This is a genomic window from Pseudomonas sp. LTJR-52 (assembly GCF_003691465.1).
GTDB lineage: Bacteria > Pseudomonadota > Gammaproteobacteria > Pseudomonadales > Pseudomonadaceae > Chryseomonas > Chryseomonas luteola.
Window position 1 is genome coordinate 2,531,695 of record NZ_CP033105.1, and the last position, 25,301, is coordinate 2,556,995.

20 protein-coding genes are annotated in these 25,301 nt (G+C 56.3%); 6 read left to right on the forward strand and 14 right to left on the reverse strand.

All coding sequences use genetic code 11. From position 1 onward, the window contains the following. The first annotated feature begins 52 nt into the window (after window positions 1–52). From EAW52_RS11930 to EAW52_RS11940, 3 genes are all read left to right on the forward strand, one after another. Complete coding sequence (locus tag EAW52_RS11930; protein WP_122042556.1) at window positions 53–2,275, forward strand: ATP-binding protein; 2,223 nt, start codon at window positions 53–55, stop codon at window positions 2,273–2,275. A 446-nt stretch (window positions 2,276–2,721) separates the two neighbouring features. After that, window positions 2,722–4,143: an amino acid permease gene (locus EAW52_RS11935; RefSeq protein WP_074826438.1), complete on the forward strand. Its 1,422-nt coding sequence runs from the start codon at window positions 2,722–2,724 to the stop codon at window positions 4,141–4,143. A 109-nt stretch (window positions 4,144–4,252) separates the two neighbouring features. After that, entirely contained in the window at window positions 4,253–5,041 is a 789-nt protein-coding gene (locus EAW52_RS11940; protein ID WP_122042557.1) for an SDR family oxidoreductase, read from the forward strand. 30 nt (window positions 5,042–5,071) lie between these two features. On the opposite strand, the gene EAW52_RS11945 is transcribed toward EAW52_RS11940, so the two are convergent. Genes EAW52_RS11945 through phhA form a run of 3 tightly spaced genes read right to left on the reverse strand, consistent with a single transcriptional unit; the run spans window position 5,072 to window position 7,430 of the window. Further along, window positions 5,072–6,268, reverse strand: a complete 1,197-nt coding sequence (locus tag EAW52_RS11945) for an amino acid aminotransferase (RefSeq protein ID WP_122042558.1) — start codon at window positions 6,266–6,268, stop codon at window positions 5,072–5,074. Further along, complete coding sequence (locus EAW52_RS11950; RefSeq protein WP_019365745.1) at window positions 6,265–6,627, reverse strand: 4a-hydroxytetrahydrobiopterin dehydratase; 363 nt, start codon at window positions 6,625–6,627, stop codon at window positions 6,265–6,267. The genes EAW52_RS11945 and EAW52_RS11950 overlap by 4 nt, the downstream gene beginning before the upstream one ends. 17 nt (window positions 6,628–6,644) lie before the next feature. After that, on the reverse strand, window positions 6,645–7,430 hold the full coding sequence (phhA, locus tag EAW52_RS11955; RefSeq protein ID WP_122042559.1) for a phenylalanine 4-monooxygenase: 786 nt from the start codon (window positions 7,428–7,430) through the stop codon (window positions 6,645–6,647). Window positions 7,431–7,708: 278 nt separating this feature from the next. Here phhA and EAW52_RS11960 point away from each other — a divergent pair, with 278 nt between their 5' ends. Further along, window positions 7,709–9,277, forward strand: a complete 1,569-nt coding sequence (locus EAW52_RS11960; protein ID WP_122042560.1) for a sigma-54-dependent transcriptional regulator — start codon at window positions 7,709–7,711, stop codon at window positions 9,275–9,277. Between the two features lie 643 nt (window positions 9,278–9,920). Here EAW52_RS11960 and EAW52_RS11965 read toward each other — a convergent pair. From EAW52_RS11965 to EAW52_RS12005, 9 genes are all read right to left on the reverse strand, one after another. Continuing rightward, entirely contained in the window at window positions 9,921–10,301 is a 381-nt protein-coding gene (locus EAW52_RS11965; RefSeq protein ID WP_218567927.1) for a PQQ-binding-like beta-propeller repeat protein, read from the reverse strand. A gap of 18 nt (window positions 10,302–10,319) precedes the next feature. Further along, a complete protein-coding gene (locus EAW52_RS11970; RefSeq protein ID WP_122042561.1) occupies window positions 10,320–11,879 on the reverse strand; it encodes a UxaA family hydrolase in 1,560 nt (519 codons plus the stop codon). Between the two features lie 18 nt (window positions 11,880–11,897). Next, complete coding sequence (uxuA, locus tag EAW52_RS11975; protein ID WP_122042562.1) at window positions 11,898–13,076, reverse strand: mannonate dehydratase; 1,179 nt, start codon at window positions 13,074–13,076, stop codon at window positions 11,898–11,900. Window positions 13,077–13,087: 11 nt separating this feature from the next. Further along, window positions 13,088–14,545 carry a mannitol dehydrogenase family protein gene (locus EAW52_RS11980; protein WP_122042563.1) on the reverse strand — a complete coding sequence of 486 codons (1,458 nt, stop codon included), beginning with the start codon at window positions 14,543–14,545 and terminating at the stop codon, window positions 13,088–13,090. Beyond that, window positions 14,538–15,641, reverse strand: coding sequence for an Ldh family oxidoreductase (locus EAW52_RS11985; RefSeq protein ID WP_122042564.1), 1,104 nt, complete (start codon window positions 15,639–15,641; stop codon window positions 14,538–14,540). The genes EAW52_RS11980 and EAW52_RS11985 overlap by 8 nt, the downstream gene beginning before the upstream one ends. Window positions 15,642–15,651: 10 nt before the next feature. Then, on the reverse strand, window positions 15,652–16,941 hold the full coding sequence (locus EAW52_RS11990; protein WP_122042565.1) for an MFS transporter: 1,290 nt from the start codon (window positions 16,939–16,941) through the stop codon (window positions 15,652–15,654). Between the two features lie 84 nt (window positions 16,942–17,025). Then, on the reverse strand, window positions 17,026–18,057 hold the full coding sequence (locus EAW52_RS11995) for a Zn-dependent oxidoreductase (RefSeq protein WP_122042566.1): 1,032 nt from the start codon (window positions 18,055–18,057) through the stop codon (window positions 17,026–17,028). 125 nt (window positions 18,058–18,182) lie between these two features. Continuing rightward, window positions 18,183–19,394 carry a D-mannonate dehydratase ManD gene (gene manD / locus EAW52_RS12000; protein WP_122042567.1) on the reverse strand — a complete coding sequence of 404 codons (1,212 nt, stop codon included), beginning with the start codon at window positions 19,392–19,394 and terminating at the stop codon, window positions 18,183–18,185. 3 nt (window positions 19,395–19,397) lie between these two features. Then, window positions 19,398–20,384, reverse strand: coding sequence for a sugar kinase (locus tag EAW52_RS12005; protein WP_122042568.1), 987 nt, complete (start codon window positions 20,382–20,384; stop codon window positions 19,398–19,400). Between the two features lie 266 nt (window positions 20,385–20,650). Here EAW52_RS12005 and kdgR point away from each other — a divergent pair, with 266 nt between their 5' ends. After that, window positions 20,651–21,439 (forward strand): DNA-binding transcriptional regulator KdgR, encoded by a 789-nt coding sequence (gene kdgR, locus EAW52_RS12010; RefSeq protein WP_122042569.1) that lies wholly within the window; start codon window positions 20,651–20,653, stop codon window positions 21,437–21,439. A gap of 70 nt (window positions 21,440–21,509) precedes the next feature. Here the strand turns inward: kdgR and EAW52_RS12015 are convergent, their stop codons facing one another. Beyond that, window positions 21,510–22,163, reverse strand: a complete 654-nt coding sequence (locus EAW52_RS12015; protein WP_256680791.1) for a DUF4198 domain-containing protein — start codon at window positions 22,161–22,163, stop codon at window positions 21,510–21,512. A 342-nt stretch (window positions 22,164–22,505) separates the two neighbouring features. On the opposite strand from EAW52_RS12015, the gene EAW52_RS12020 reads away from it, so the two are divergent. After that, window positions 22,506–24,737 (forward strand): TonB-dependent siderophore receptor, encoded by a 2,232-nt coding sequence (locus tag EAW52_RS12020; RefSeq protein ID WP_122042571.1) that lies wholly within the window; start codon window positions 22,506–22,508, stop codon window positions 24,735–24,737. Window positions 24,738–24,801: 64 nt separating this feature from the next. Here EAW52_RS12020 and EAW52_RS12025 read toward each other — a convergent pair whose 3' ends face one another. Further along, window positions 24,802–25,272: a 3'-5' exoribonuclease gene (locus tag EAW52_RS12025; protein ID WP_122042572.1), complete on the reverse strand. Its 471-nt coding sequence runs from the start codon at window positions 25,270–25,272 to the stop codon at window positions 24,802–24,804. Window positions 25,273–25,301 lie beyond the last annotated feature (29 nt).

The following is a 25,301-nucleotide window of genomic DNA, read 5'->3' on the forward strand; positions in this document are numbered from 1 at the left end:
AGTGGCAGTTATTGACTGCACAGCTCTGGATTAGAAGGAGTTCACATTCGGCATGACTGGCCACGATCAACGCGAAGCCGACCCCATACGCTGTGAGAGCGAGCCTATTCATATTCCAGGCGCTATTCAGCCTCATGGGTACCTGATTGCTTTTAGAGAAGCCGATACTCGCGTTCAGCACATCAGCGCCAACCTCCCTACGCTTTTGGACTGCAAAGCGGATGCGGTACTTGGACAGCCTCTTGCAAAGATCCTGAATGCTCAAGCGCTGTCGCAGGTCAAGCAAGCGCTCCGGCAGCCCGATTTCGACGAGGTCAATCCACTGTTATTGACGGTCGGAGGCCACGAATACGAGGGTCTGCTGCATCAACATGATGGCTTGATCTTTCTCGAACTGGAACGTGCTCAACCCACTTCGCCTTCTGACGGCGTTCTGAATTCACGCGCGCTGCGTCGCCTGCAAAAAGTACGCACGTTGGCGGATTTGCAGCAGGTGGTTGTAGAGGAGGTCCGAGCCCTGACAGGTTTCGACCGGGTTGTGGTCTACCGATTCGATAACGAAGGTGACGGCCAAGTGGTGGCAGAGGCGCGAGATCCTGAGGTAGATCCCTACCTCGAGCTTCGGTTTCCTGCCTCTGATATACCGGCCCAAGCCCGTAAGCTCTATGAGCATAACTGGATTCGCCTGATTCCCGATGCTCGCTATGAGCCGGTCCCCCTGCTCCCGCCATTCAGAAGCGAGACAGGCCAGCCGGTGGACCTTAGCTGTGCAATCCTGCGCAGTGTTTCACCGCTGCATCGAGAATACATCGGCTATCAGGGCTTGCGGGCGTCAATGAGTGTATCGCTTATGCAGGGCGATTCCTTATGGGGCCTGATCAGCTGCGGTCATAGGGAGCCCCATTACCTTCCCTACCGAATCCGTGCCGCTTGCCAGGCAATTGGCGAGTTAACGTCGCTCCAGATCAATGCGCTCCAGGAGCGGGATGCCCAACAGCAGCGTGAAGCCAAGCAGGAATACCTTTCTCGCCTGGTGAAAGCCATGCATTCGGCTGAAAATGAGGCGTTGATCGGGCTGATGTACAAAGGAGACGATCTTCTGGCGCTTGCGGATGCCAGTGGCGCTGCCATTTTAGTCGATCAGCGCGTATTGGTCGTGGGGGATTGCCCGGGTGATACTGAAATCAGGGCGCTTGCCCAATGGGCTGAATCGCAACTTGGCGAGAGCGGGATTTTCCATACGCGCTGTCTACCCAATGAGCTGGCTGATGCCTCTACCTATGCGCACCTGGGTAGCGGCCTTATGGCTATTACCCTGCCCAAGCCAGTCACCAATATGGTGCTGTGGTTCAGACCAGAGCTGGTCAAAACCCTCAAATGGAGCGGTAATCCGAATAAACCCTTGGAAGCGGACCCAGAGACCGGTCAGCTGCGTCCTCATCCGCGGCGCAGCTTTGCCGTTTGGCGAGAGCAGGTACGTGGACGCTCCAAGCGCTGGCTTCCTGGAGATATTTATGCCGTCAAGGACTTGCGACGCTCAGCGATAGAAATTGATCTGGCCCTTCAGGTCGCCCGTGAACGCGAGGCCGTTCGTGCACGTGACGAGATTGTGGCGGTAGTCTCCCATGACCTGCGTAATCCCATGACGATCGTGACCATGCAGGCAGGTCTTATGCAGCGGATGATCGTGGGCGATCAACGTGAATCATCCAAACGCTTACTATCGGCGATCAACATCATTCAAACGGTCGCTACACGCATGAATAGCATGATTGGCGACCTGTTGGACCTGTCCAAAATTGAATCGGGCCGCTTTCAGATCTCTTCTCAACCCCATGACGCTTCCAGTCTGGTCCACCAGGCGGTGCAGCTATTGCAGTCGCTCGCCGAAACCAAATCCATTCAGCTCAAGGTTCATGTAGAAGACGACGTGATCCTGAATGCCGATGCCGAGCGGCTCTTTCAGGTGCTGTCGAATCTGATCAGTAACGGTATCAAGTTCACGCCTGCTGGTGGCAGTATCGAGATATCCGTAACGCGTGAGGGTAGCCACGCCTGCTTCTCCATCAGAGACAGCGGCATAGGCATTTCCGATGACGAATTGGAGCATATCTTTGATCGTTACTGGCACGTCAAGGCAGGCAATCCAACCGGAACCGGGCTGGGCCTATTCATTAGCAAGGGAATTGTGGAAGCGCATGGAGGCCGAATCTGGGCCGTGAGCGATCCCGGACAAGGCAGCACCTTTCATTTCACGCTGCCCCTGGCCGCTTGATTGACTGAGGCGTTAATCCACACAGTGATCTGCTCGTCAAAAAACTTTTACGGCAAGCCTCGTAAATCGCGGGTTTTGGCGCGGCTGTCAGAAAAACGTGACACTTTCTCTCACGGGAACAGCCCTGGCTCTTCAGGCCGGGGTTGTTACCTAAGTTGGCTTCGGCTCATATAGGTCTACTGGAAAGGACATTCCATTACCGCTTCTCCGGTACGTCCGCTCCGTCACATACAACAATAAAAGGTGACGCATGATCCTGAACGTAGACTGCCTGCTTTCTAGCTCTAAAACCGCCTCGATTAACCTTACCTATCACAGGTGTACTCATCAAAAGAGTGCTTCAACCGATAAAAGGCGGAGTACCTGCGACATTTTTACCTAGTTTGGCCTTCGCATAGACACGCTTCACACCGCACAATAACAACACCTTGCGTGAGGACGTTTAAATGGTTGGTCGTAACACCCAATCGGGTACACTCAAACGTGGCCTGAAAAATCGCCATATCCAATTGATAGCCCTGGGTGGCGCTATTGGTACTGGTTTGTTTCTTGGCTCGGCAGGCGTCATGCAGTCGGCCGGCCCTTCCATGATCCTGGGCTATGCCCTGGCGGGATTTATTGCCTTTCTCATCATGCGCCAACTGGGCGAGATGATTGTCGAGGAACCTGTAGCCGGCTCGTTCAGCCACTTCGCTCATCGATACTGGGGAGGCTTTGCCGGCTTTCTGTCAGGCTGGAACTGCTGGGTTCTCTATATCCTGGTAGGCATGTCCGAGCTGACGGCGGTTGGCAAGTACATTCACTACTGGTGGCCGGAGATACCCACTTGGGCCAGCGCCGCCTTCTTTTTCCTGCTGGTCAATGCCATTAACCTGGCCAATGTGAAACTGTTCGGCGAGGCCGAGTTCTGGTTTGCGATCATCAAAGTGGTTGCCATCATCGGCATGATCCTGCTGGGAACTTACCTGCTTATCGGTGGCAGTGACCCACAGGCTTCTGTCAGCAACCTGTGGTCGCATGGCGGCTTCTTCCCCCACGGCATTCAGGGATTGGTCATGTCCATGGCCATTATCATGTTCTCGTTTGGTGGCCTGGAAATGCTGGGCTTTACCGCCGCCGAAGCCTCGGAGCCCAAGAAAGTCATTCCCAAAGCCATCAACCAGGTGATCTACCGTATCCTGATCTTTTATGTCGGCGCCCTGATCATTCTGCTTTCACTCAAGCCCTGGGATTCGCTGGTACAGACGCTGACTGCCTCCGGCGATGCGTACAGCGGTAGTCCCTTTGTCCAGATCTTCTCTCTGATTGGCAGTGATGCAGCGGCCCACATCCTGAACTTTGTCGTACTGACCGCAGCGTTGTCCGTCTACAACAGTGGTTGCTACTGTAACGGACGCATGCTGTTGGGTCTGGCTGAGCAAGGCGATGCGCCTCGTTTCCTGGCCAAGGTCGATACTCGCGGCGTACCGGTAAGTGCCCTTCTGTTCTCGGCCGCCATTACCTTCCTGGCGGTAGTTGTCAATTATCTGATGCCGCAGCAGGCGCTTGAGCTCCTGATGTCGCTGGTAGTGGCAACGCTGGTAATCAACTGGGCGATGATCAGCCTGGCGCATCTGAAGTTTCGTGCGCAGATGAAGCGCCAGGGTGTCAGCACGGCGTTCAAGGCGTTCTGGTATCCCTATGGGAACTACCTGTGCCTGGCGTTTGTAGTCTTCATCCTGGGCACCATGCTGTTGATTCCCGGCATCAATATCTCGGTCTACGCCATTCCGGTATGGCTGGTCATCATGGTGGCGTGTTATCGCCTCAAACGTAAGCCGGACGCCAACCCCGCAGAACCTTCGCTGGCAGCCACTTCGGCTGACTAAGCCAGACACTTGGACCCGTAAGGGTCCAGGCTCCTCCTCTGTATCAACTTTTCCCTCCCGCTATAGCCTAATGCTCCGATCTTGCGTGTTCGCAACCGGAGGAAGAACAATGGATTTAGGCATTTCGGGACGCTGGGCAGTGGTATGTGCTGCCAGCAAGGGGCTGGGTAAAGGCTGTGCCAGTGCGTTAGCTCAGGAAGGCGTCAACCTGGTAATCAATGCACGCGGCCTTGAAGCACTGGAGGAGACCGCCACATTTCTACGCTCGCTCAATCCTGCTATTGAAGTCCGCTGTGTCGCAGGCGATATCAGTGATGAAAACGTCAGACAGGCACTCCTGACTCAATGTCCCCAGGTCGACATCCTTGTGAACAACGCAGGCGGACCTCCGCCGGGAGACTTTCGTGACTGGACGCGGGAGGACTGGCTGAGCGCCGTCGAGACCAATATGCTGACGCCCATCGAGCTGATCAAGGCAACCGTTGATGGCATGGCGGAGCGAGGATTCGGTCGTGTCGTGAATATCACGTCCTCTGCCGTCAAGGCGCCTATCGATATTCTGGGCTTGTCCAATGGCGCACGCAGCGGCCTGACGGGGTTTGTCGCCGGGCTTGCGCGTCAGGCTCGTCTGGCGGAGCGCAACGTTACGATCAACAACCTTCTGCCAGGCTCTTTCGATACCGATCGGCTACAAAACACACTGGAGCGTTCTGCACAGTCTGCTGGAAAGCCGGTGGCAGATATTGTTCAGCAGCGATTACAGACGATCCCGGCCAGACGCTTCGGCACGGCAGATGAATTCGGTGCGGTGTGTGCTTTTCTATGCAGCCAACATGCGAGTTACATGACCGGCCAGAACGTGTTGCTCGATGGTGGGCATTACCAGGGCACGTTCTAAAAGAAAAGCCGGCGATTGCCGGCTTTTCCGCTACCGAGAGACCTCGGCAATCGCACGTGCCAGCTCATCAAGCCGGCTCTCGTCCAGCCCGGCGACATTGGCCCTGCCGCTACTGACGAGATAAACGCTATAACGCGCCTTGAGCTGTGCGACCTGCTCAGCGGTGAGCCCCGTATAGGAGAACATACCGCGCTGCTCGGCAATATGAGCAAAGCGCTCGTTCAAGCCAAAAGGGATCAGTGCTTCGACCAGTCCCTTGCGCAAGCTCGTGATACGCGTGCGCATGGCATTGACTTCTTCCTCCCACATTGTGCGCAATGAAGCAGTACCCAGGATCTCGGCCACGACCGCCGCACCATGGGAAGGTGGCGTAGACCAGAGATTACGGGCAATCGAGGCGAGCTGGCTGCGTACGGCCAGAAGACGATCTGCATCTTCCGTCACCACGATCAGCCCTCCCGTACGCTCACGGTACAGACCAAAGTTCTTCGAGCAGGAGCTGGTAATCAAAAGCTCTGGCAACGCCTGGGCAAATAACCTGACAGCCCAGGCGTCTTCTTCCAACCCGTCGCCAAACCCCTGATAGGCAAAGTCGAACAAGGGCAGCAGCTCGCGCTCCTTTACGATCCCCAATACCTGCTGCCAATCGGCCCGACTCAAATCGAAGCCAGTCGGATTATGACAACAGGCGTGCAACAGGATGACGTCACCTTTGGGAATCTGCCGCATGGCTTCGAGCATACCGGCTACATCAAGACGGTTATCTGCCCCCACATAGGGGTAATGCTGCACGGCGAGCCCGGCGGCCCTGAACAGCGTTTCGTGAATCGGCCAGGTTGGCTGACTCAACCAGACGCCCTTGCCTGGCAGACACTGCGCAATGAACTCCCCTGTTAGCCGCAGGGCTCCTGTACCACCGGCGGTCTGGGTACAGCCGGCCCGTTTGTCACCGATCACCGCGCTATGTGCACCTAGAGCAAGGTGCAGCAGGTAGGTCCCGAAGCTCACATCGCCGTGGCCGCCAACATAGCTTTTGGTCTGTTCGCTGCCAATCAATGCATGCTCCGCCAGTTTGACAGCTTTGGGAATGGGAGTAAGACCTTGTCGATCCTTGTATACGCCTACACCCAGATCCAGCTTGGCGGGGTTCGAATCGGCTCGAAACGCTTCAAGCAGCCCCATGATCGGGTCGCCGGCTACCCAGTCGACCGTCTTGAAATGGCTCACTTCCGCCCCTCCGCTGTAGCCGCCACCTCGTCCGTGCGAGCCGCCATGATGAAATCATTGCGATGAAGCCCTTTGATCGAATGGCTCCACCAGGTCACCGTCACTTTGCCCCATTCGGTCAAGAGACCGGGATGATGCCCTTCTTCCTCGGCAATGGCACCAACGGCATTGGTGAACGCCAGCGCATGGCGGAAATTTTTGAAGCGGAAGACCTTTTCGAGCTGCATGATTCCGTCACGCACTTCAATGTTCCAGTCCGGAATCTGCCGAATCAGCTCCGCCAGCTCTTCTTCACTGACTTTGGGGGCATCGGCGCTACAGGCTTCGCAGTGGCCTTGTTTCAGAGCGGTAGCAGTCATGTGTTCTCCTTGTAATATCAGGCTGCTTTGGGCGGAAAGCGGGGTTTGTGAAGTCCGAGCTGCATGGCCTCGCGAACCATGCCCATGATGTCTTCATGAGCGACCTGGAATAGCCGCTTGAGTTCAGGCAACACAAAATAGACGGGTTGCAGAATATCGATTCGATACGGGGTACGCATGGCCTCGATGGGGTCGAACGGCAGGTGCTCCGGTTCGGCCGAAAGCGAATACACCGTCTCCTTGGGCGATGACAGGATACCGCCTCCATAGATCTTACGTCCCATCGGCGTATCCACCAGTCCAAACTCGATGGTCATCCAGTACAGGCGCGCCAGGAAGATGCGTTCTTCCTTGGAAGCAGCGAGCCCCAACTTGCCGTAGGTATGGGTGAATTCGGCAAACCAGGGATTGGTCAACAGCGGACAATGGCCAAAGATTTCATGGAAGATATCGGGCTCCTGCAAATAGTCCAGTTCTTCCCGGGCTCGAATGAACGTGGCGACTGGAAACTGCTGGCTAGCCAACAAGGCGAAAAACGTCTCGAAAGGGATCAACGCTGGCACTTGTGCCACGCGCCAGCCCGTGGTGCGTTCCAGTACGCGGTTGACTTCGGACAACTGGGGTATGCGGTCCATAGGCAGATCAAGTTGGGTAATACCGTCCAGGTATTCCTGGCAGGCCTTGCCTTCAATCACCTTCAACTGACGGGTGGTCAGCGTATTCCATACACCGTGTTCATCATCCGAGTAATGGATAAAACCAGACTCATCCGGTTTTCTCGCCACGTACTGCGTACCTTTCATGTAGCCTCCTTGACGGCGGATGCCGCTGGGTCTTGTTGTATGGCTCTAGCAATAGCGCGAAGGCGGGCTGTGTGTATAAGGGTAAAAGATCAAGGCGGCATAGGTTGCCTGGATGATTCGTAAGAAAATCTTTACAGAAAACTGTTAAGGGTTCACTTCAGGCTGTGCGGTTTACTTGATAAAGGACATATCTGGCACATATTCTTGACACTCAATTTGCGGCCCACTGAAAAATTCGGCTGCACCGCCCGCCATAATCACAACAATGGGCCCGCTCGATGCGAATCAAAGTTTTGTGTCAGAACCGCGTAGGCATTCTGCGCGACATGCTCAATCTGTTGGCTGACTACGGGATTAACGTGGCCCGTGGCGAGGTGGGAGGCGACCAAGGCAATACGGTCTATCTCTACTGCCCTAATCTGATCAATCTGCAATTCCAGGCACTGCGACCCAAGCTCGCGGCCATCCCCGGTGTGTTCGATATCTGGCGCATCAGCCTCATGCCCAGCGAGCGTCGCCACCTGGAACTCAATACGCTGCTCGGCGCGTTGGAGTTTCCCGTGCTGTCGATTGATATGGCTGGCCATATCGTTGCAGCCAACCGCGCAGCAGCGCAGCTATTGGGTGCCCGAGTGGACGAGGTGCCCGGGATGGCACTCTCTAAATATGTGGATGAGCTGGACCTGCCTGAGCTGGTTCGTGCCAACAAATCCCGGCTCAATGGTCTGCGTATCCAGATCAAGGGCGATGTCTTTCTGGCCGATATCACTCCCCTGCAGACCGGGCATGACGACAGCGAGGCCCTGGCGGGCGCCGTACTGACGCTGCATCGTGCCGACCAGGTGGGCGAGCGTATCTATCAGGTACGCAAGCAGGAGCTGCGAGGGTTTGACAGCATCTTCCAGAGCTCCAGGTCCATGGCTGCTGTCGTCCGGGAGGCGCGACGCATGGCTCCTCTTGATGCGCCGCTGCTGATTACCGGCGAAACCGGTACCGGCAAAGAGCTGCTGGCGCGGGCCTGTCACCTGGCGAGCCCTCGCGGTCAAGCCCCCTTCATGGTGCTTAACTGTGCGGGTCTGCCCGAGTCGATGGCTGAGACGGAACTGTTTGGATACAGCGCTGGTGCATTCGAAGGGGCTCGGCCAGAGGGCAAGCTTGGACTGCTTGAGCTTACCGCCGGCGGCACGCTCTTTCTGGATGAAGTGGGTGAGATGAGCCTGCGCCTTCAAGCCAAACTGGTTCGGTTTCTGCAAGATGGGATTTTTCGCCGGGTGGGTAGCGATGAGGAGGTCTACCTGGACGTCCGTGTCATCTGCGCCACCCAGCAGGATCTGTCCGATCTGTGCGTACAAGGCGAATTTCGCCAGGATCTGTACCATCGCCTCAATGTGCTTTCGCTGCACATCCCCCCCTTGCGGGAGTGCCTGGATGGACTGGAGCCGCTGGTCGAACACTTTCTGGATCAAGCCAGCCGCCAGATCGGCTGCCCGTTCAAGCCTTTGGCCCCTGCCGCCTTCGAGCGACTACGCCATTACCCCTGGCCTGGCAATGTGCGTCAGCTTGAAAATGCACTCTTTCAAGCGGTTTCCTTGGCCGAAGGCAAGGTGGTTAAACCTGAGCACATACGTCTGCCTGATTACGGTACCCCACAACCGCTGGGACACTTCACGCTGGACGGTAATCTTGATCAAATTGTTGGTCGATTCGAAAAGGCAGTGCTGGAACAGCTGATCACCCAATACCCCAGCAGTCGTTTACTGGGTAAGCGACTTGGCGTCTCCCATACCACCATTGCTAACAAGCTCCGGCTATACAGCATTGGGCAGCCTACCGAGCCGCAAGGATAAACAGCCAAAATCGGTGTGAAATATCCAGGTGATCGAACACGATCTGCACAGTTAATGCCTGAATAGTATCCGCAACCACAAGATGGCCACGCTTACTCAGCTTAGCCACAACCTATGAACGTAGGCCGATTTTTCATGAAGCTGTCCGAGCCGGTGGTAAAGACGCCATATTGATTGAGTATTGGTTAATCATCGAGTCCCTGTTGCACGACGCGGCGGACTCGACGGCCTTTAACCTGAAGGGTCACTTGATTCGAGCGCGAGACAGAACGCTTCGACCTCTCAAGGTACTTTACGCACTACTAGATCCTAATTTTCCAGACTACTGCACCGGACGTTTTTATCCTTAAATTTCAATCGCTTAAAATAAACACTTGATCCTATATCTAACTTTAAGTGAAAGGTTTTTTAAGTACCGGGTAGCTAAGTAAAGATCTGTTCAAAGCTGATCGAATAGAAGATTTAATCACTATAAATCAAAAACTTATTTATTTAATTTAATGTTATTTATAGATATAAAACCAACATTAAAGCATGCCGTGCGGCCTCATCTGAAAAGCCCCCTGCGGTCAGACAGGAGGCTTTGTACGTTGATCAATGCGGAGCTGGTGCGGAGCCGACTGGTGTGAACTTATAAAGCTTGTTATTGCGGCCTGCCAAAATTGAAGCGACCATAGCCAGAGCCCCAGAACAGTTGACCATTTATAAGCGATGGCGCACTGGCTACCGAGCCACCTGACGCATACTTCCAGATAGTAGCCCCGGTATTGGCGTCGAGCACTACCATGTCACCAGACACCGAACCGGCATAAACCAGACCCGGCGACGAAGCTACTGGCCCTAACCCGACTGCATGTTTTGACGTCACCGGATTGGTACCGGTGGCAGGCACTTGGCAGAGAATCCGGCCAGTTGTCGCATCCAGCGCGGACCACGTACCACCCTTCCAGCTTTTCTGGAAATCAGGCGCCAACGTGTGATCAGGCTGTTGGTTGACCCGCCGTGCTGATACAGGAAGGATCACACCGCGCAGCAGAACAGATTATGTGATGGCGCCAATATGCCAGGGAACGAATTCATTCTGCCCATAGCCGTGCTGCTCGCTCTTGCTTCGCTCGCCCGAGGCAATCCTGAGCATTTTGTCGAAAATCTCGGCTCCGGATGCTTCGATGGTCAGCGTACCGGTCGCGATTTCGCCACAGTTGATGTCCATGTCCTCTTCCTGACGCTGCCAGAGGGCATTATTGGTCGAGAGCTTGATCGAGGGCGCCGGTGCGCATCCATAGGCTGAGCCCCGTCCGGTGGTAAAGGCAATGAGATTTGCGCCACCCGCCACCTGCCCGGTAGCGGAAACCGGGTCATAGCCGGGCGTGTCCATGAACACCAGCCCCTGAGCCCTTACCGCCTCGGCATATTCATAGACAGCCATCAGGTTACTTGATCCGGCTTTCGCTACCGCGCCAAGCGATTTTTCCAGAATGGTCGTAAGGCCACCCGCCTTGTTGCCTGCAGACGGGTTGTTGTTCATCTCCGCTCCCGTGCGTCGGCAATACTCTTCCCACCAATAGATGCGCTCGATGAGCTTTTCGCCTACCTCACGGCTGGTAGCCCGACGGGTCAGCAGATGCTCGGCACCATATATTTCCGGTGTTTCGGACAGGATAGCCGTACCACCGCAGGCTACCAATCGGTCCACCGCATTACCCAGGGCCGGATTGGCGGTAATACCGGAGTAGCCATCCGAGCCGCCGCATTGCAAGCCTACTATTAAATGACGGGCACTCACAGGCTGGCGCTCGATGCGATTGGCTTCGTTCAAGAGGTCTTTCACATACGCAATGCCTTTGGCTACGGTCTTGGCCGTACCTCCCGTATCCTGGATGGTGAACGTACGCAGTGTTGCGGTCGCTTCCAGCCCCTGAGCCGCCATCATGCCTTCGATCTGGTTGGTTTCGCAGCCAAGTCCGATCACCATGACCGCCGCGAAATTGGGATGGACGGCATATCCGCCCAGGGTGCGGCGCAAGATGGCCAGAGGCTCGCCTGCTGAATCCACAGCGCAGCCGGAGCTGTGTGTCAACGCAACGACGCCATCCACATTGGGATAAGGCGCCAGGGCGGCCGGATTGATATCCCGCCGAAAATAGTCAGCCACTGCCCGAGCTACAGTAGCCGAGCAATTTACCGAGGTCAGGATACCGATATAGTTGCGCGTCGCTATACGACCATCCGAGCGGACAATGCCTTGAAACATCGGCCCCTCGGTGGGAGAGGCCTGCACGTGGGCATCCTCTCCAAAAGCATAATCCCGGGCAAACTCGCCCATCGCCAGGTTATGAACATGGATGTGCTCGCCGGGCATGATGGGGGTCGTGGCAAAGCCGATGATCTGACCATAGCGGCGCACCGGTTGCCCGCTATCAATCCGGCGCACCGAGAACTTGTGGCCTGCGGGAATGGGCTGACTGAGGGTTACGCTTTCCTGCACGATAGCAAGCCCTGCCGGCAGCGGCTGCAGCGCCACGAGGACGTCGTCCTGCGGGTGGAGGCGAATCACGGCTTTGGCGGTATCGATCCCGCCTGTTTTTGTTATCAGTTCCATGGCGTTCTCACGGTAATGTCAATTTTGCAGTAATTGACGCACGGCCAGCTCTACCCCGCGCAACTCTGCCAATCCTTTGAGACGGCCGATCAGTGAATAGCCGGGGTTGGTGCGGCGATGCTGATCATCCAGCAGCTGATGACCATGATCGGGCCGCAGGGGAAGTCGGGGACCATGCTCATGTTCGCGTCGACGCTCTTCCAGAACCAGCTCACGGATCACACCGACCATGTCTGCGTCTCCGGCCAGGTGATGCGCTTCGTGAAAGCTGCGCGGATCAGCCTCGCGCTTCACCGAGCGCAGGTGAGTGAAATAGATGCGAGGCGCAAACTGCCGAGCTATGGCAACGAGGTCGTTATCTGCACGCACCCCGTAGGATCCGGTGCAAAAGGTCAACCCGTTGGCCGGACTGGGTGCCGCATCAAGAAGCCATTGGGCGTCCTGTGCGGTAGACACGATACGAGGCAAGCCCAGAAGAGGCCGTGGCGGATCGTCGGGGTGAATGGCCATGCGTACGCCCACCTCCTCGGCCACCGGTACGATGGCTTTGAGAAAGTAGCTCAGGTTCTCCCGGAGCTGTTCCGCATCAATATCCGCATAGGTCGCAAGCAGTCCTTTGAAATCATCCAGGCTATAGTGCTCTTCAGCGCCTGGCAGACCGGCAATCAAGGTAGCAACGAGCGTATCGCGCCGGGTGTCGTCCAGGTTGTCAAAATAGGTACGGGCCCGCTGGATATCGTCCTCGGTGTAGTCCGCCTCGGCGCCTTCACGCTTGAGGATAAAGAGATCAAACGCGGCAAATGCATCCTGATCAAAGCGTAGTGCCCACCCGCCGTCCTCCAGCGGCCATGCGAGGTCCGTACGGGTCCAGTCTAGGATGGGCATGAAGTTATAGCAGACAATATCGATACCGCACGCCGCGAGATTGCGAAGGCTCTGTTGGTAGTTGCCAATGTAGTCATCGCGGCGGCCACAGCCTCGCTTGATATCCTCGTGAACGGGAATACTTTCCACCACCGACCAGGTCAGTCCAGCTGCCTCGATCATCGCCTTTCGTTCACTGATCGCTTCTACTGTCCAGACTTCCCCGTTGGGAACCTGATGCAAGGCCGTAACGATGCCTGTCGCACCGGTCTGCCGGATGTCGCTCAAGCTGATGGGGTCGTTAGGGCCGAACCAGCGCCAGGTATGCTCCATGACTTCGCTCCTCAGTGATTATTATTGTTCGTCGCTTCTGCGAGCGCCGCGGCAATACCTTGGGCGCTCAGCACACGGTAGGCTTGATGCACGGCCTGCCGGAACGCCTCCTGCTCGGCCAGACTCGCCGGAAAGACATCCGTAAGTCCCAGAAAGGCATCGACCAGTGCTTCGCCCTGCCGGTGCGCATGCAACTCAGCAAAGGTGTCACGCAGCGGATCATTTACCTCATGCGCCCCTTGGCTGCTCTGCCCGGAGCAGTACTCAATCCAGGCCGCTACGCCAAACGCAATGCAGCTGATTCCGCCTCCCTGAGCAAGCCGTGCTTCCGTTCCGGAGAGCCAGCGCTGGGGCAGCTTTTGCGAGCCGTCCATAGCGATCTGATGCAAACGGTGCTGGAGGCTGTCGTTGCGAAAGCGTGCTATCAGATCATCAGCATAGGCGTTGAGGTCGATTCCTGCCGGCATCTCTAGCGTCGGCATGGCCTCGTCTTTCATGTAATGCCGGACAAGGCTGACCAGCGCAGGATCGTTCATGGCGTCATACACCGTGGTATAACCTGCCAGTGCACCTACGTAGGCCAAAAGTGAATGGCTGCCATTGAGCAAGCGTAGTTTCATGGTTTCGAATGGACGTACATCCGCCACCATCTGCACCCCCTCCTGCTCCCAGTCGGGCCGCCCCTGAGGAAACTGATCCTCTATCACCCACTGGCTGAAGGCTTCGCCGATAACGGCTGCCGAGTCCTCACACCCAAGCTGACGCAACGTTTCGAACGAGGCGTCAGTCATGGCAGGAACAATGCGGTCTACCATACTGCTGGGAAACGCGACCTCCTGAATGATCCAGGCGGCCAGTCGTTCGTCCTGGGCAGCCGCCAGTTGCGTTACCGCCTGCCGTGTTCGCTGGCCGTTGTCCGGCATGTTGTCACAGCATAATACTGTAAAGGGGGCTACCCCACGGGCATGACGGCGGCGCAAGGCCTCTACCAGCAGACCTGGGGCTGTACGCGGCGCATGGGACGTGCGAATATCATGGGCGATATTGGGGTCATCTATGCGTAGCTGCCCAGTGGCGGGACTCAAGCAGTACCCTTTTTCCGTCACAGTCAGCGTTACCATGCGTGTCGCCGGATCGGCCATTCGTTCGAGCAAGGCTTCTTTATCTTCACCGTCTTCGCCGGCATAAAGTACCTCCTGCAGCGCCGCGATTTCCCGCAAGGCAACGTGATCACTGTCGCGGTATTCGGCCACGTGATAGCGGCAGTCTTGGGCACGAAGCTGATCGACAAGTACCCGGTTGGACCGAATGTTGGCGCTGCATATACCCCATTCGCCTCCACCATGCCGTGCCAGAGTGCGCTCCAGGTAGACCGCCTGATGCGCTCGGTGAAATGCACCAAGGCCCAGATGCACAATGCCGATGATCGGCTTTGGATAGGTTGAGGGATACCGCTCGACTTCACGCATGGGAAGGCTCCTTGATTCCTGCCAGAGTAACGCCACAGGCTTCCCCCAGCGCTTGAAGGGATTCGATCACTCCTGTCTCAACCGACACACCCTCACGCGATGCCGCTTCCTGGGCCTGGATTTCCTTGAGTCCCGCGTACCAGACCTGATCGTGCCCTGCGGCAGGCTCCGAGGTGCGCAGGTCTGACAGAAGCTGATCCATGGCTTGGCGAAACTCATCCGCGGGACGGAACAGGTCGATTCGAAAAGCAGCAAAAAAGTGCCCTACTCGCCCCGTACTCCCAGGCGTATCGTGCAGGTGCTTGCCAAACCCATGCCCCGCCAGTGCGCCACAAAGGATGTCGACCATCACGGCAAGACCATAGCCCTTGTGGCCACCAAACTCGGTGCCCGCACCGCCTAATGGGTGCAACCCGCCGCCTGCATAGATGTTCATGCTTTCCAGAAGACTGGGGGCATCATGGGCATCGCCTCCATCCGGTGCCGCAGCCCATCCAGTGGGCAACGGTGTGTTCTGCCGGCCATAGACTTCCAGCTTGCCGCGCGTCACGGCTGTGGTCGACATGTCCAGCACAAAGGCCTTTTCCCTGTCGGCTGGCGCGGCAAAAGCGATAGGGTTGGTGCCAAACATGCATCGTCGACCATGCGTGGGAACGCCAAGTGCCGCAGTATTGGTCATGGCGATGCCAATCAGGTCATGGGGCAGCGCCTGCATGGCGTACCAAGCGGCAATACCAAAGTGGTTCGAATCGCGTACGGTCGCGAAACCCGCGCCGTGCTCGCAGGCTTTGGCAATCACGGCATCCATGGCCTGCTGGCTGACCGTGGTGCCCATACCGCCCTGGGCGTCCAACACCAGCGAGAGCGGCGTTTCATGAACCAGCTTCGGCTTGGCATCTGTCAGGATACTGCCCGCCTTGAGCCCTCGCACATAGCGCGGCAGACGTGCCACGCCATGGGAAGGAATGCCCCGGGCGTCAGAGTTCACCAGCACCCGGGCAGCGAGTTCGGCGTCCGGTGCGGCGAGACCATGGGCTCTGAATACCTGCTGGCAGAATCCTTCAAGCGCCCCTTGTTCTACACATGTGTACTGCATCTGTAACTCCTTACGAGGAACGGCCCAGTACTGACGGCGTAGCGACCGGTGGCGCCATCTCCGCCTGCACAGGGGCAATAGGCTTGACGAAACGGGCCACACACAGCGCACCCACAACCGTCAAGAGACCTGCCAGGAGGAAGGCACTGGTAAATGCCCCGGTAAACTGGACGATAAAACCGGTCACGGTTGGTCCGACGATGCCGGAGGTGTTGGCCAGGAAGTGCATGAAGCCGCTTACTCCACCGACCCGTGCCGCCGGTACGGTATCCTGGATGATGGCCCAGTAAATGGCGCCGGTCAGATACAGGAAGAATACAGACAGCGCCACCAGCGCTACCGCGCTATACATGGTGGAAACAAGCCCGGCGCAACCGATGCAGACCGCACAGCACAACAGGCACCCCACCAGCACTACCTTGCGCGAGAACATCACCCGGCCGGTTTTCTTGAGCACGAAGTCGGACACGAAGCCACCCAGTGCCAGTCCCAAGCACCCCAGAATCCAGGGGATGACGGTCGCGATACTCATGTCCTTCACGTTCATGCCGTGGGCCATGGTCAGGTAGCTTGGGAACCAGGTCAGGAAGAAGTACAGCGTGTAGTTGTAGGTGAAGAAGGCAAGCGCGGTAAACAGCACGGTAGGCTGCTTGAGGTAATACCGGAGTGGCTGAGTCGGCACATTAGCAATCTCGGTGAGCCGTTCACCTTCTTCGATTTCACGTGCTGCCGCGCCGTCCGGCTTGGCCTTGATGAACTTGAACCACACCGCCGCCCAAACGAGGCCAATAATCATGATGACGATGAAGGACTCCTTCCAGCCGTAGGTAACGGCAATGATGCCTACCACCGGCCCGGAAATGGCGCCACCCAACGGCGTACCGGCCATGGAAACACCCAAGACGCGTGCTCGCTTATCGGGCGCATACCACGTGTTCACCATCTTGCTGGTTGTCACGCTCAGCGGCCCTTCCCCCATGCCAAACAGCACACGGATCAGGAACAATGAGGCAAATCCCAGGGCCAGCACTGTCAAGCCACTGAACAGTGACCACAGCACCATAGCCACCAGCAGCGTGGTTTTGGCACCATAACGATCCGCTGCCCAGCCGCCGACAAAGTTGAAGGCTGCATACCCTACGAAGAAGCTGCTGAAGATCAGCCCCATCTCGCCAGCATTGAGCCCAAAGTCCTTCTGAATGAACGGAGCCGCCACAGACAATGCCGAGCGATCCAGATAATTGATGACACCCGCCAGAAACAGCATGACGAGTACCAGGCTACGACCTTGACCAAACATGAAAACCTCCCGCTTCTTGTATTTATCGGTGAGGGCGCCCGGGTGGGCGCGTATCGATTGGAAAGACGGCTCAGGCCGTCCGAGTTAACCCGCCACGTGCATCAACTCCACTAACACCTTACGCGTCTGCTCAGGATGGCTTTCGATCAGATCAATGGCCTCAGGCATATCGTCAAAGGCTACGCGATGGCTGATCAGATCCTGCGCATTCAGCTTTCCGGTCGCCATCAGCTCAATCACCCGCGGAAACTTACGGTTGTTGAGCCGCGATCCTACTAGCGTCAATTCCTTCTTGATCATTTCCAGCTGTACCAGGTCGCTGGGCGCTGCATTGAAACCCAGAAGACCAATCCGCCCGGCGGGTGACGCCAGCCGCACCATTTGAGGCATCAACGCAGGAATACAGGCCGCGTCCACAATCAGCGGTACGCCCTCGCCTCCGGTCTGCTCTTTCATGACAGACTCCACATCCTGTGCCTGCCCGTTGATCGTGCGTGTCGCGCCCAACGCCCGGGCTGTTTGCAGGCGCGTATCAATCACATCGGTAACAGTGATATCGGTAAGTCCCAGGGCGCGCGCCATCTGCACGATGGTCAGCCCAATCACTCCAGCGCCATAGACCAGTACAGAGTCGCCTGGCTGAGGCTGCATGCGATCAAGCACGTTCAGCGCGATGGAGTACGGCTCCACCAAGGCGGCATGGCTGAGCGGCATTCCCTCTGGCAGTTTGTGAGCGTTCTCCGCTGGCACACTGACGCGCTCGCTGAAACCACCGTCGCGGTGCACGCCAATCACTTGCAAATGGGTACAGACATTAGGCCGGCCAACACGGCAGGGGTAGCAGGTACCACAACTGATAACCGGATCCACGCAGACACGATCGCCGACGCTCAGCGTCTCGACACCCTCGCCGACCTCCTGAACGACGCCAGCAAACTCATGCCCGGTCACCCGGGGAAACCGAACGAACGCGTTCTGCCCATGGATGATATGCATGTCCGAACCGCAGATACCCGCATACGCCACGCCTACCACCACCTCACCTGGCGCAGCGACTGGTGTCTCGACCTGGGCCAGACTGAACTCATGGGGAGCCCGTACCTGAAAAGCTTTCATTATTTGCCACTCCTCTGGATCGACCTAACGGCTGCACCGGCGCTACCCAGCAGCCTCCCTGCATACAATCGGTTCTGTTTGTTCATTGTGCGTACCCGTCTGTTGTTCTCATTGTCGAGCATGATTCACCAGTGCCAGAGCGTGCCGTCTAGGAGGCGGTTTACCGGCAGACTGGCACGCTTGTAGGGATAGCGCGCCGCCAGATCTTCATCGATGTCTACGCCATGCCCTGGCGCTTCGCCCGGCGTGAAATGACCATCTTCGAATCGATAGGCGTGGGGGAAGACTTCATCGATCCGCTCCTCATGGGGCATGTGCTCCTGGATGCCAAAGTTAGGTACCCAGGTATCGAAGTGCAGTGCCGCTCCCATGCATACCGGTGACAGGTCAGTCGCGCCGTGAAAACCGGTACGCACGTGATACAGCGCCGCCAGATCGGCGATGCGCCGGACATGGGTAATCCCGCCGGCATGTACAAGGGTGGCGCGGATATAGTCGATCAGCTGCTCCTGGATCAGCTCGCGGCAGTCATGAATCGAGTTGAAAACCTCACCCACCGCCAGCGGTGTGGTGGTGTGCTGGCGGATCAGGCGGAAACCTTCCTGATTCTCGGCAGGTGTACAATCTTCCAGCCAGAACAGATTGAATTCCTCTACCGACTTACCCAGACGCCCTGCTTCAATGGGCGTCAGGCGATGGTGCACATCATGGAGGATGTGCAAGTCATCACCAAAGCGTTCACGAACCGCAGCAAACAGCTTGGGGACGTACTTGAGGTACTTGGCGGTATCCCAGACATGTTCGGCCGGCAGGTCACTGTCTGCCGGCTCGTAGCGCTCACCTTCGCGCTTGGCTACACCATAGGTGGTGGGAATACCGGGAATGCCACATTGGACTCGGACGGCCTTATAGCCCAGCTCTACATGTCGGGCTACCTCATCCAGGCAGGACTCAATGTCCTTGCCGGTAGCGTGCCCGTATACCATCACCTGCTCACGACTTTTGCCGCCAAGCAATTGATACAACGGCATATTGGCGGCCTTGGCCTTGATGTCCCACAACGCCAGGTCAACCGCGGCAATCGCCGTCATGGTGACGGGCCCACGACGCCAGTAGGCACCGCGGTACAGGTATTGCCAGATGTCTTCGATTCGATGAGCATCCCGTCCGATCAAGGCAGGAATAACATGTTCCTCCAGATAGGCGACCACGGCCAGCTCACGGCCATTGAGGGTAGCATCGCCGATTCCGTAAAGACCTTCGTCAGTCACAATCTTGAGAGTGACCAGATTACGACCGGGACAGGTCACGATAACGCGGGCTTCTCTTATCTTCATTGTTCAAGCCTGGGCAGCTAGGGAATACGAAAGCGCGGGCATTGCCGGCATAGCGGGAGGCGGGATCAGGGCGCCTCGGTGCTGAATGACATTGACAGCTAACCGGTGACCCCACCGGGCAGCCTGTTCAGGATTACCGCCCTGCAGACGACAGGCTAAGTATGCTGCGCTGAAGGAGTCACCGGCGGCGGTGGTATCGACCACCTGCTGCGCCTTCTCGCCGGGAATCGTCAGAACCTGCCGTCCGGTATGGATCAGACACGGAGCCTCCCCCCGCTTGAGGATTATTTCAGTAACGCCTGATTCGACATATGCGCGGAACAAGACCTCAGGTGAAGAGAAGCCGAACAGCTCGACATCGTCTTCCCAAGTAATCAACGCCAGGTCGACCAATGCCAGCAATGCCTGGTAGCAGTGCTGCGCCGTAGCGCGATCCGGCCAGAGTCGGGGACGGTAATTATTATCGAACACGATCCGCGTGCCCTGCCTGCGCGCCTCGGCCAATGTCTCAAGAAGCCGTGCACGGCCTTCGGCAGTCAGGACGGCCAGGCTGATGCCACTCAGGTAGATCACGTCATAGTCGAGCAAGGCTGCTAGCGTCTGGTCTGATTCATGACCATCGAAGCAGCGTCGGGCGGCCGCCTCACCACGCCAGTAAAGAAACTGCCGCTCGCCCTGCTCATCAGTCTGGATGAAATAAAGACCAGGCAATGCGTCAGACAGGTGTCGCACATTTTGTGTACCCAGCCCTTCAGCCTGCCAGGTTTGACACATGGCCTCGCTGAACGGGTCTTGACCGATGGCGGTTATATAGTCCACCGAAATGGCCGTGGACTGGCATAGCCGAGCCAGGTAGACCGCGGCGTTGAGTGTATCCCCGCCAAATGCCTGAGTAATCATGCCTACGCTGTCGCGTTGCAGCTCGATCATGCATTCACCAACCAGGGCAACTCGTATCGGGGATGGCAAAGATTTGAAGAGGGTCGTCATAGGGAGCCCCCCACCCGATTCGTCACATACGCGTCTGCCTGGACGGGCATTAGATACCGTTGTCGAATAGCCTGCATCATCTGGTGCCTTCTTATTTTTGTAGCGGGGTTCCACGCTTGCGGCCCCTACATCAGCATTATTGAAACGCGATTTCAATTCCTGTATTGAACCGAGTGTAGCGATTCAATAAGGCACGTCAAGAAAAATGAAACGCTGTTTCGAAATGGAATTCAGATACACTTAACAACGTTCGCAGAGGAGCCCGCATGGATAGTCCCACTACCAATAATGAATCTGTAACCGCGGTTAGCCGGACCATGGCTGTTCTGGAAGCGCTGGGTCAGTGTCCTGAAGAAAGTGGCGTTTCAGAAATTGCGCAAAAGCTGGACATGTCCAAGAGCACCGTCTACCGCTTTCTACAGACCCTTAAATCGCTGGGGTACGTGGTGCAGGACAGCGAGGATCGTTATCGCCTCAGCGTGCGGCTGTTCGAACTGGGCAGTAAGGCATTACCGCATATTGATCTTGTACGTGAAGCCGAGCCCGGCATGCGTACCATCAATGAGCTTACGAGCGAAACAGTGCATCTGGGCATTCTCGATGAAGACAATATCGTTTATGTCCACAAGATCGACTCGCGCTACAACCTGCGGATGTACTCGCGGATCGGCTTGCGTGCGCCGCTTTATTGCACAGGTATTGGCAAGGTACTGATGGCCTGGCGCGACGAGCAGGATGTACGCAAGCGCCTGGCGAGCGAGACCTTCCAGCCTCGTACGGCCAATACTTTGTCGAGTCTGGAAGCCTACCTTGAGGAGCTGGCACTTATCCGCAGCCAGGGATACGGTGAGGACAAAGAAGAATTCGAAGAGAATATGCGCTGCCTTGCCGCGCCCATCCATGACCGCTTCGGCCATGTCATTGCTGGGATGAGTGTTTCCTTCCCCTGCTTTCGCTTCAGAGAAGAGCTTAAAGAAGAATATGTTCAGGAGCTGTTGAAAACAGCCCAAGCCATTTCGCGCCGCTTGGGTTGCCCCGAAAGCATGTTTAACTAAATGTTTGACGTGTCTCCGCTGCTACTAGCGAAAGCAGCGGAGAAGTAACAGTGCATTTAGTGTGCAGCCGTCAATCCACGATAAAGCTTGTGGTAGTACCGTAATAGAGATTATCCATCTTCTGACCGGCTACTTCATAACCATTCGCAGGCGTCTGGTAACCACTTGCCAAGATGAACCGGCCTTTCTCCTTGGCAGGGACATCGACAACGCCCTGACTATCCGTCTTCAATTTCAGCGCCTGATTTTTTGGATCGAACAGAACCACATCATGTTCGGCAAGCGGCTTGCCTTTGAACAATAAGGTAAAGCGGTTACTGTTTGCAGCAGCAGGCACGAGTTCGTAATCCAGCAATGCCTTGGTCTCGGTGCGGCCTGCACGAGCGTGCATCAAGGCGGCTGTATAATGGCCCTGCTCATCCTTCCAAGGTTTCCAGACCTGATCGTTATAACTGCGAACATCCCCCTGCTCGTTTACTGCAGCCTCCAGATGATCTTCACGTGCTACAACCTTTGCCGTTGCATTTCGATCATGGGTAAACACTTGAGTGGTAGGGGCCAGCGCCGCAATGGTCTCGCCGGTTTCCAATACGCCCTCGTCCGGCTCGCCGAGGTAGACACGTATGGGGCCACTTACATCCCGCTCAAGCCAGAGTTCATGCGCGCTTGCATTAAGTACAACGCTACCAAGACCAATACAGAGCAGAGCGTTTCTAAGTATCACCACAGGTTTTCCTTATTGAAGGTTATTGGAAGCGCCCCCTCACCACATTGGCAAAAGAAATTCGCACCGGTTGCACCGCTTTCATGTATCGCGCAGCAGTACATAAAGCATGTAAAAATCACTAATGAGAAGCGTTTTTCCGCCTGCTTGACCTCTTTAGCTCTTACCTCACATCCATCCTATCCCGTTACGTCGATAAAGCCTTATGGCTGATTTGTAATGAGATATTTTCTTTTTTGATACAAATTCTCAATTGATATAAGTTATCAGGCAGATAGAAAACCTCTCACCTCGCGCTATTAGCTGTGGTTGTACTTAAGCGCTTATCTACAAAGGACTTGTATGTACCGCTCTGCTGCTTCATCTTGCGCTATCGTTGCCTGCGTGACCCTGCTTGCCACACCCATAAATGCGGCTGAACAAGAGGCTGCCCTTGAACTGGACGCTACCGAAATCAGCGAGGAATTGCTGGATGAAAGTCCTACAGGGCCGGTGAGTGGATATGTCGCCAATCGCAGCCTTACGGCGACCAAGACCGATGCCTCATTAATCGAGACACCGCAGTCCATTTCGGTCATTACCCGTGATCAGATGCAGGCTCAGGATGCGCAGAGCCTCAATCAGATCCTGCGTTACACCGCGGCCGTCATTCCGGAAAGTCGTGGCGCTACCGCCTCGCGCCTGGACCAGTTGACCATTCGGGGGTTTTCACCAGGCAGTTACCTAGACGGGCTGCGCATGCCCGGCAGCCGGGATGCCCTTCCTCAGGAAGATGCCTTTGATCTGGAGCGTGTAGAGGTACTAAGAGGGCCTGCGTCGGTACTCTATGGACAATCCAGCCCGGCAGGCGTGATCAATATGGTCAGCAAGCGTCCCCTGGATACGCCCTACCATGAAATCGGTGTTCAGGTAGGCACGTTTGACAAGAAGCGGACCACGCTGGATTTCAGCGGTCCTTTAGACGACGCAGGAGAGTTTTCCTACCGTCTGCTGGGTCTTTATGACGATGCGGTTGGCCAGATCGAACACACCGAAGTACGTCGACAGTCTATTGCACCGTCATTCAGCTGGCGCCCCTCGGAGAACACGACCCTTACACTGCTGGGCCATTTCCAGCGGGATCCCAAAGGGGGCTCCTACGGCTCCATTCCCGCCTATGGCTCAGCACTGCATAGTCCAACCGGCAGGCGCATCAAGGTCGACTTTTACGACGGTGACAAGGAGTTCGAAAAGTCTGATCGCGAGTACTACTCACTCGGTTATCAGTTCGAACATCACTTCAACGACATCTGGACCATAAGGCAAAACGCGCGCTACCTGCGCAGCGAAGGTATTTACCGCAGCTTGTACAACGCGTCTGTCCTGGCGCCTGATTACCGCACGATGAGCCGCAGCACCATTGCAACCGATGTGGATATTGACGCCTACGCCCTCGATAACCAGCTCCAGGCCAAGTTTGGTACGGGCCCGTTACAGCACACCGTGTTACTGGGTGCTGACTATCAGAACACCAGCAGCGATACCAAGGCCGGTTATGGAAAAGGCAGTAGCCTGGATATCTTCGACCCTGTCTATACCGGTATCGATCGCTATCCTGCCTTCTCGACCGACGCGACTCAGCGCAGTGAGCAGAAAGGTCTCTATCTACAGGATCACCTGAGTTGGGACCGCTGGGTCCTGCTAATAGGAGGACGATACGACTGGGCCGATACCAGCAATAGCACTCTCACCCTCAGCACCGGCAGAAAAGCCAAAAGCTCGCAGTCCAGCGAAGCATTTACAGGACGTCTGGGGCTGGTCTACCTGTTCGATAATGGGTTCGCACCTTATGTAAGCTATGCGGAGTCGTTCGAGCCGCAGTCGGGCACGCTCTATGGCGGCTCGCTTTTTCAGCCATCGGAAGGCAAGCAGTACGAAATAGGAATCAAATACCAACCGCCTGGGAGCAACAGCTTTATCACCATCGCGGCGTTTGATCTGCGCAAAACCAACGTACCGACACTCGATCCAGACCCTACCCATCTGTGTAACGGCAGTCGCTGCCAGGTACAGGATGGCAAAGTCCAGTCCCGTGGACTGGAGATTGAAGGCAAAGCCAGCCTGACCAACAATCTGGACATCACTGCCGCCTACGCCTACCTCGACAACCGGATCACAAAATCCAACAACACCACCAACAGAGCCCCTGGGGTGACGGGTGTTGCAAACGATTCCGAGGTACCCGTGGAAGGCACGACTACGTACGGCCTGCCTCGCCATACCGCTTCCGCCTGGGCCGATTACACTTTTCATGAGGGGCCGGTTAAAGGTCTTGGTGTAGGCGGCGGTGTACGCTACGTCAGCTCCTCTTGGGGTGATGCCGCCAACACTTTAAAAGTATCCGGCTATACGTTGTTTGATGCCGCCATCCACTATGACATCGGCCACATCAATAGCCCTACCGACAACTTGCGGCTGGCGCTGAATGTAACCAACTTGACGGACAAGGAATACATCACAACCTGCTACTCATACTCATGGTGCTGGTATGGCTCGCAACGTACGGCGCAGTTAAGTGCTACGTACCAGTGGTAACCAATCCTCCGGGCCGCACCCTGCATTATTCTACTGATACCGTCGGTAGCCTGTAGACTGGCACTTAACGTCTGGTAGCTGAAAGATACTGTTCAGCTACCAGACGCGCATCCAGCAGTGCGTGATGAGGCATCTGCTCTTCAGCAATTGCCTCGGCAAGATCGGGTATCAGGTCATAGCTGTTACGGGGCGCGTTACGTACATTGGCAGGCCACTTGCCATGGCGATATGCCAGCTGACTGAAGAACTCCCAATCCCACAGTGGCGCATCACAGCATACGATGACCTCTTCATCAAAGCGGGATAGAAACTGCCATAGCGCATCCCTGGCGTCCGGCACGCTCATGCCATACTGCACAGGGTCCAGCTGCGGCAGCACAATCTCAATGACAAAGTCAGAGCAGTCTGCAAGGTCCCAATTCTGCGGCAATTCAACATAGAACTCGGGGCCGTCTGGAACAACCAGCGCCAGCGAAACCAGTCTGGCTTGCGCGGTAAGACTGGTGAACTCCGTATCAAGAAAAGCAAATGGCATTGCGTCACTCCGAACTGGTGTGTGTCAGT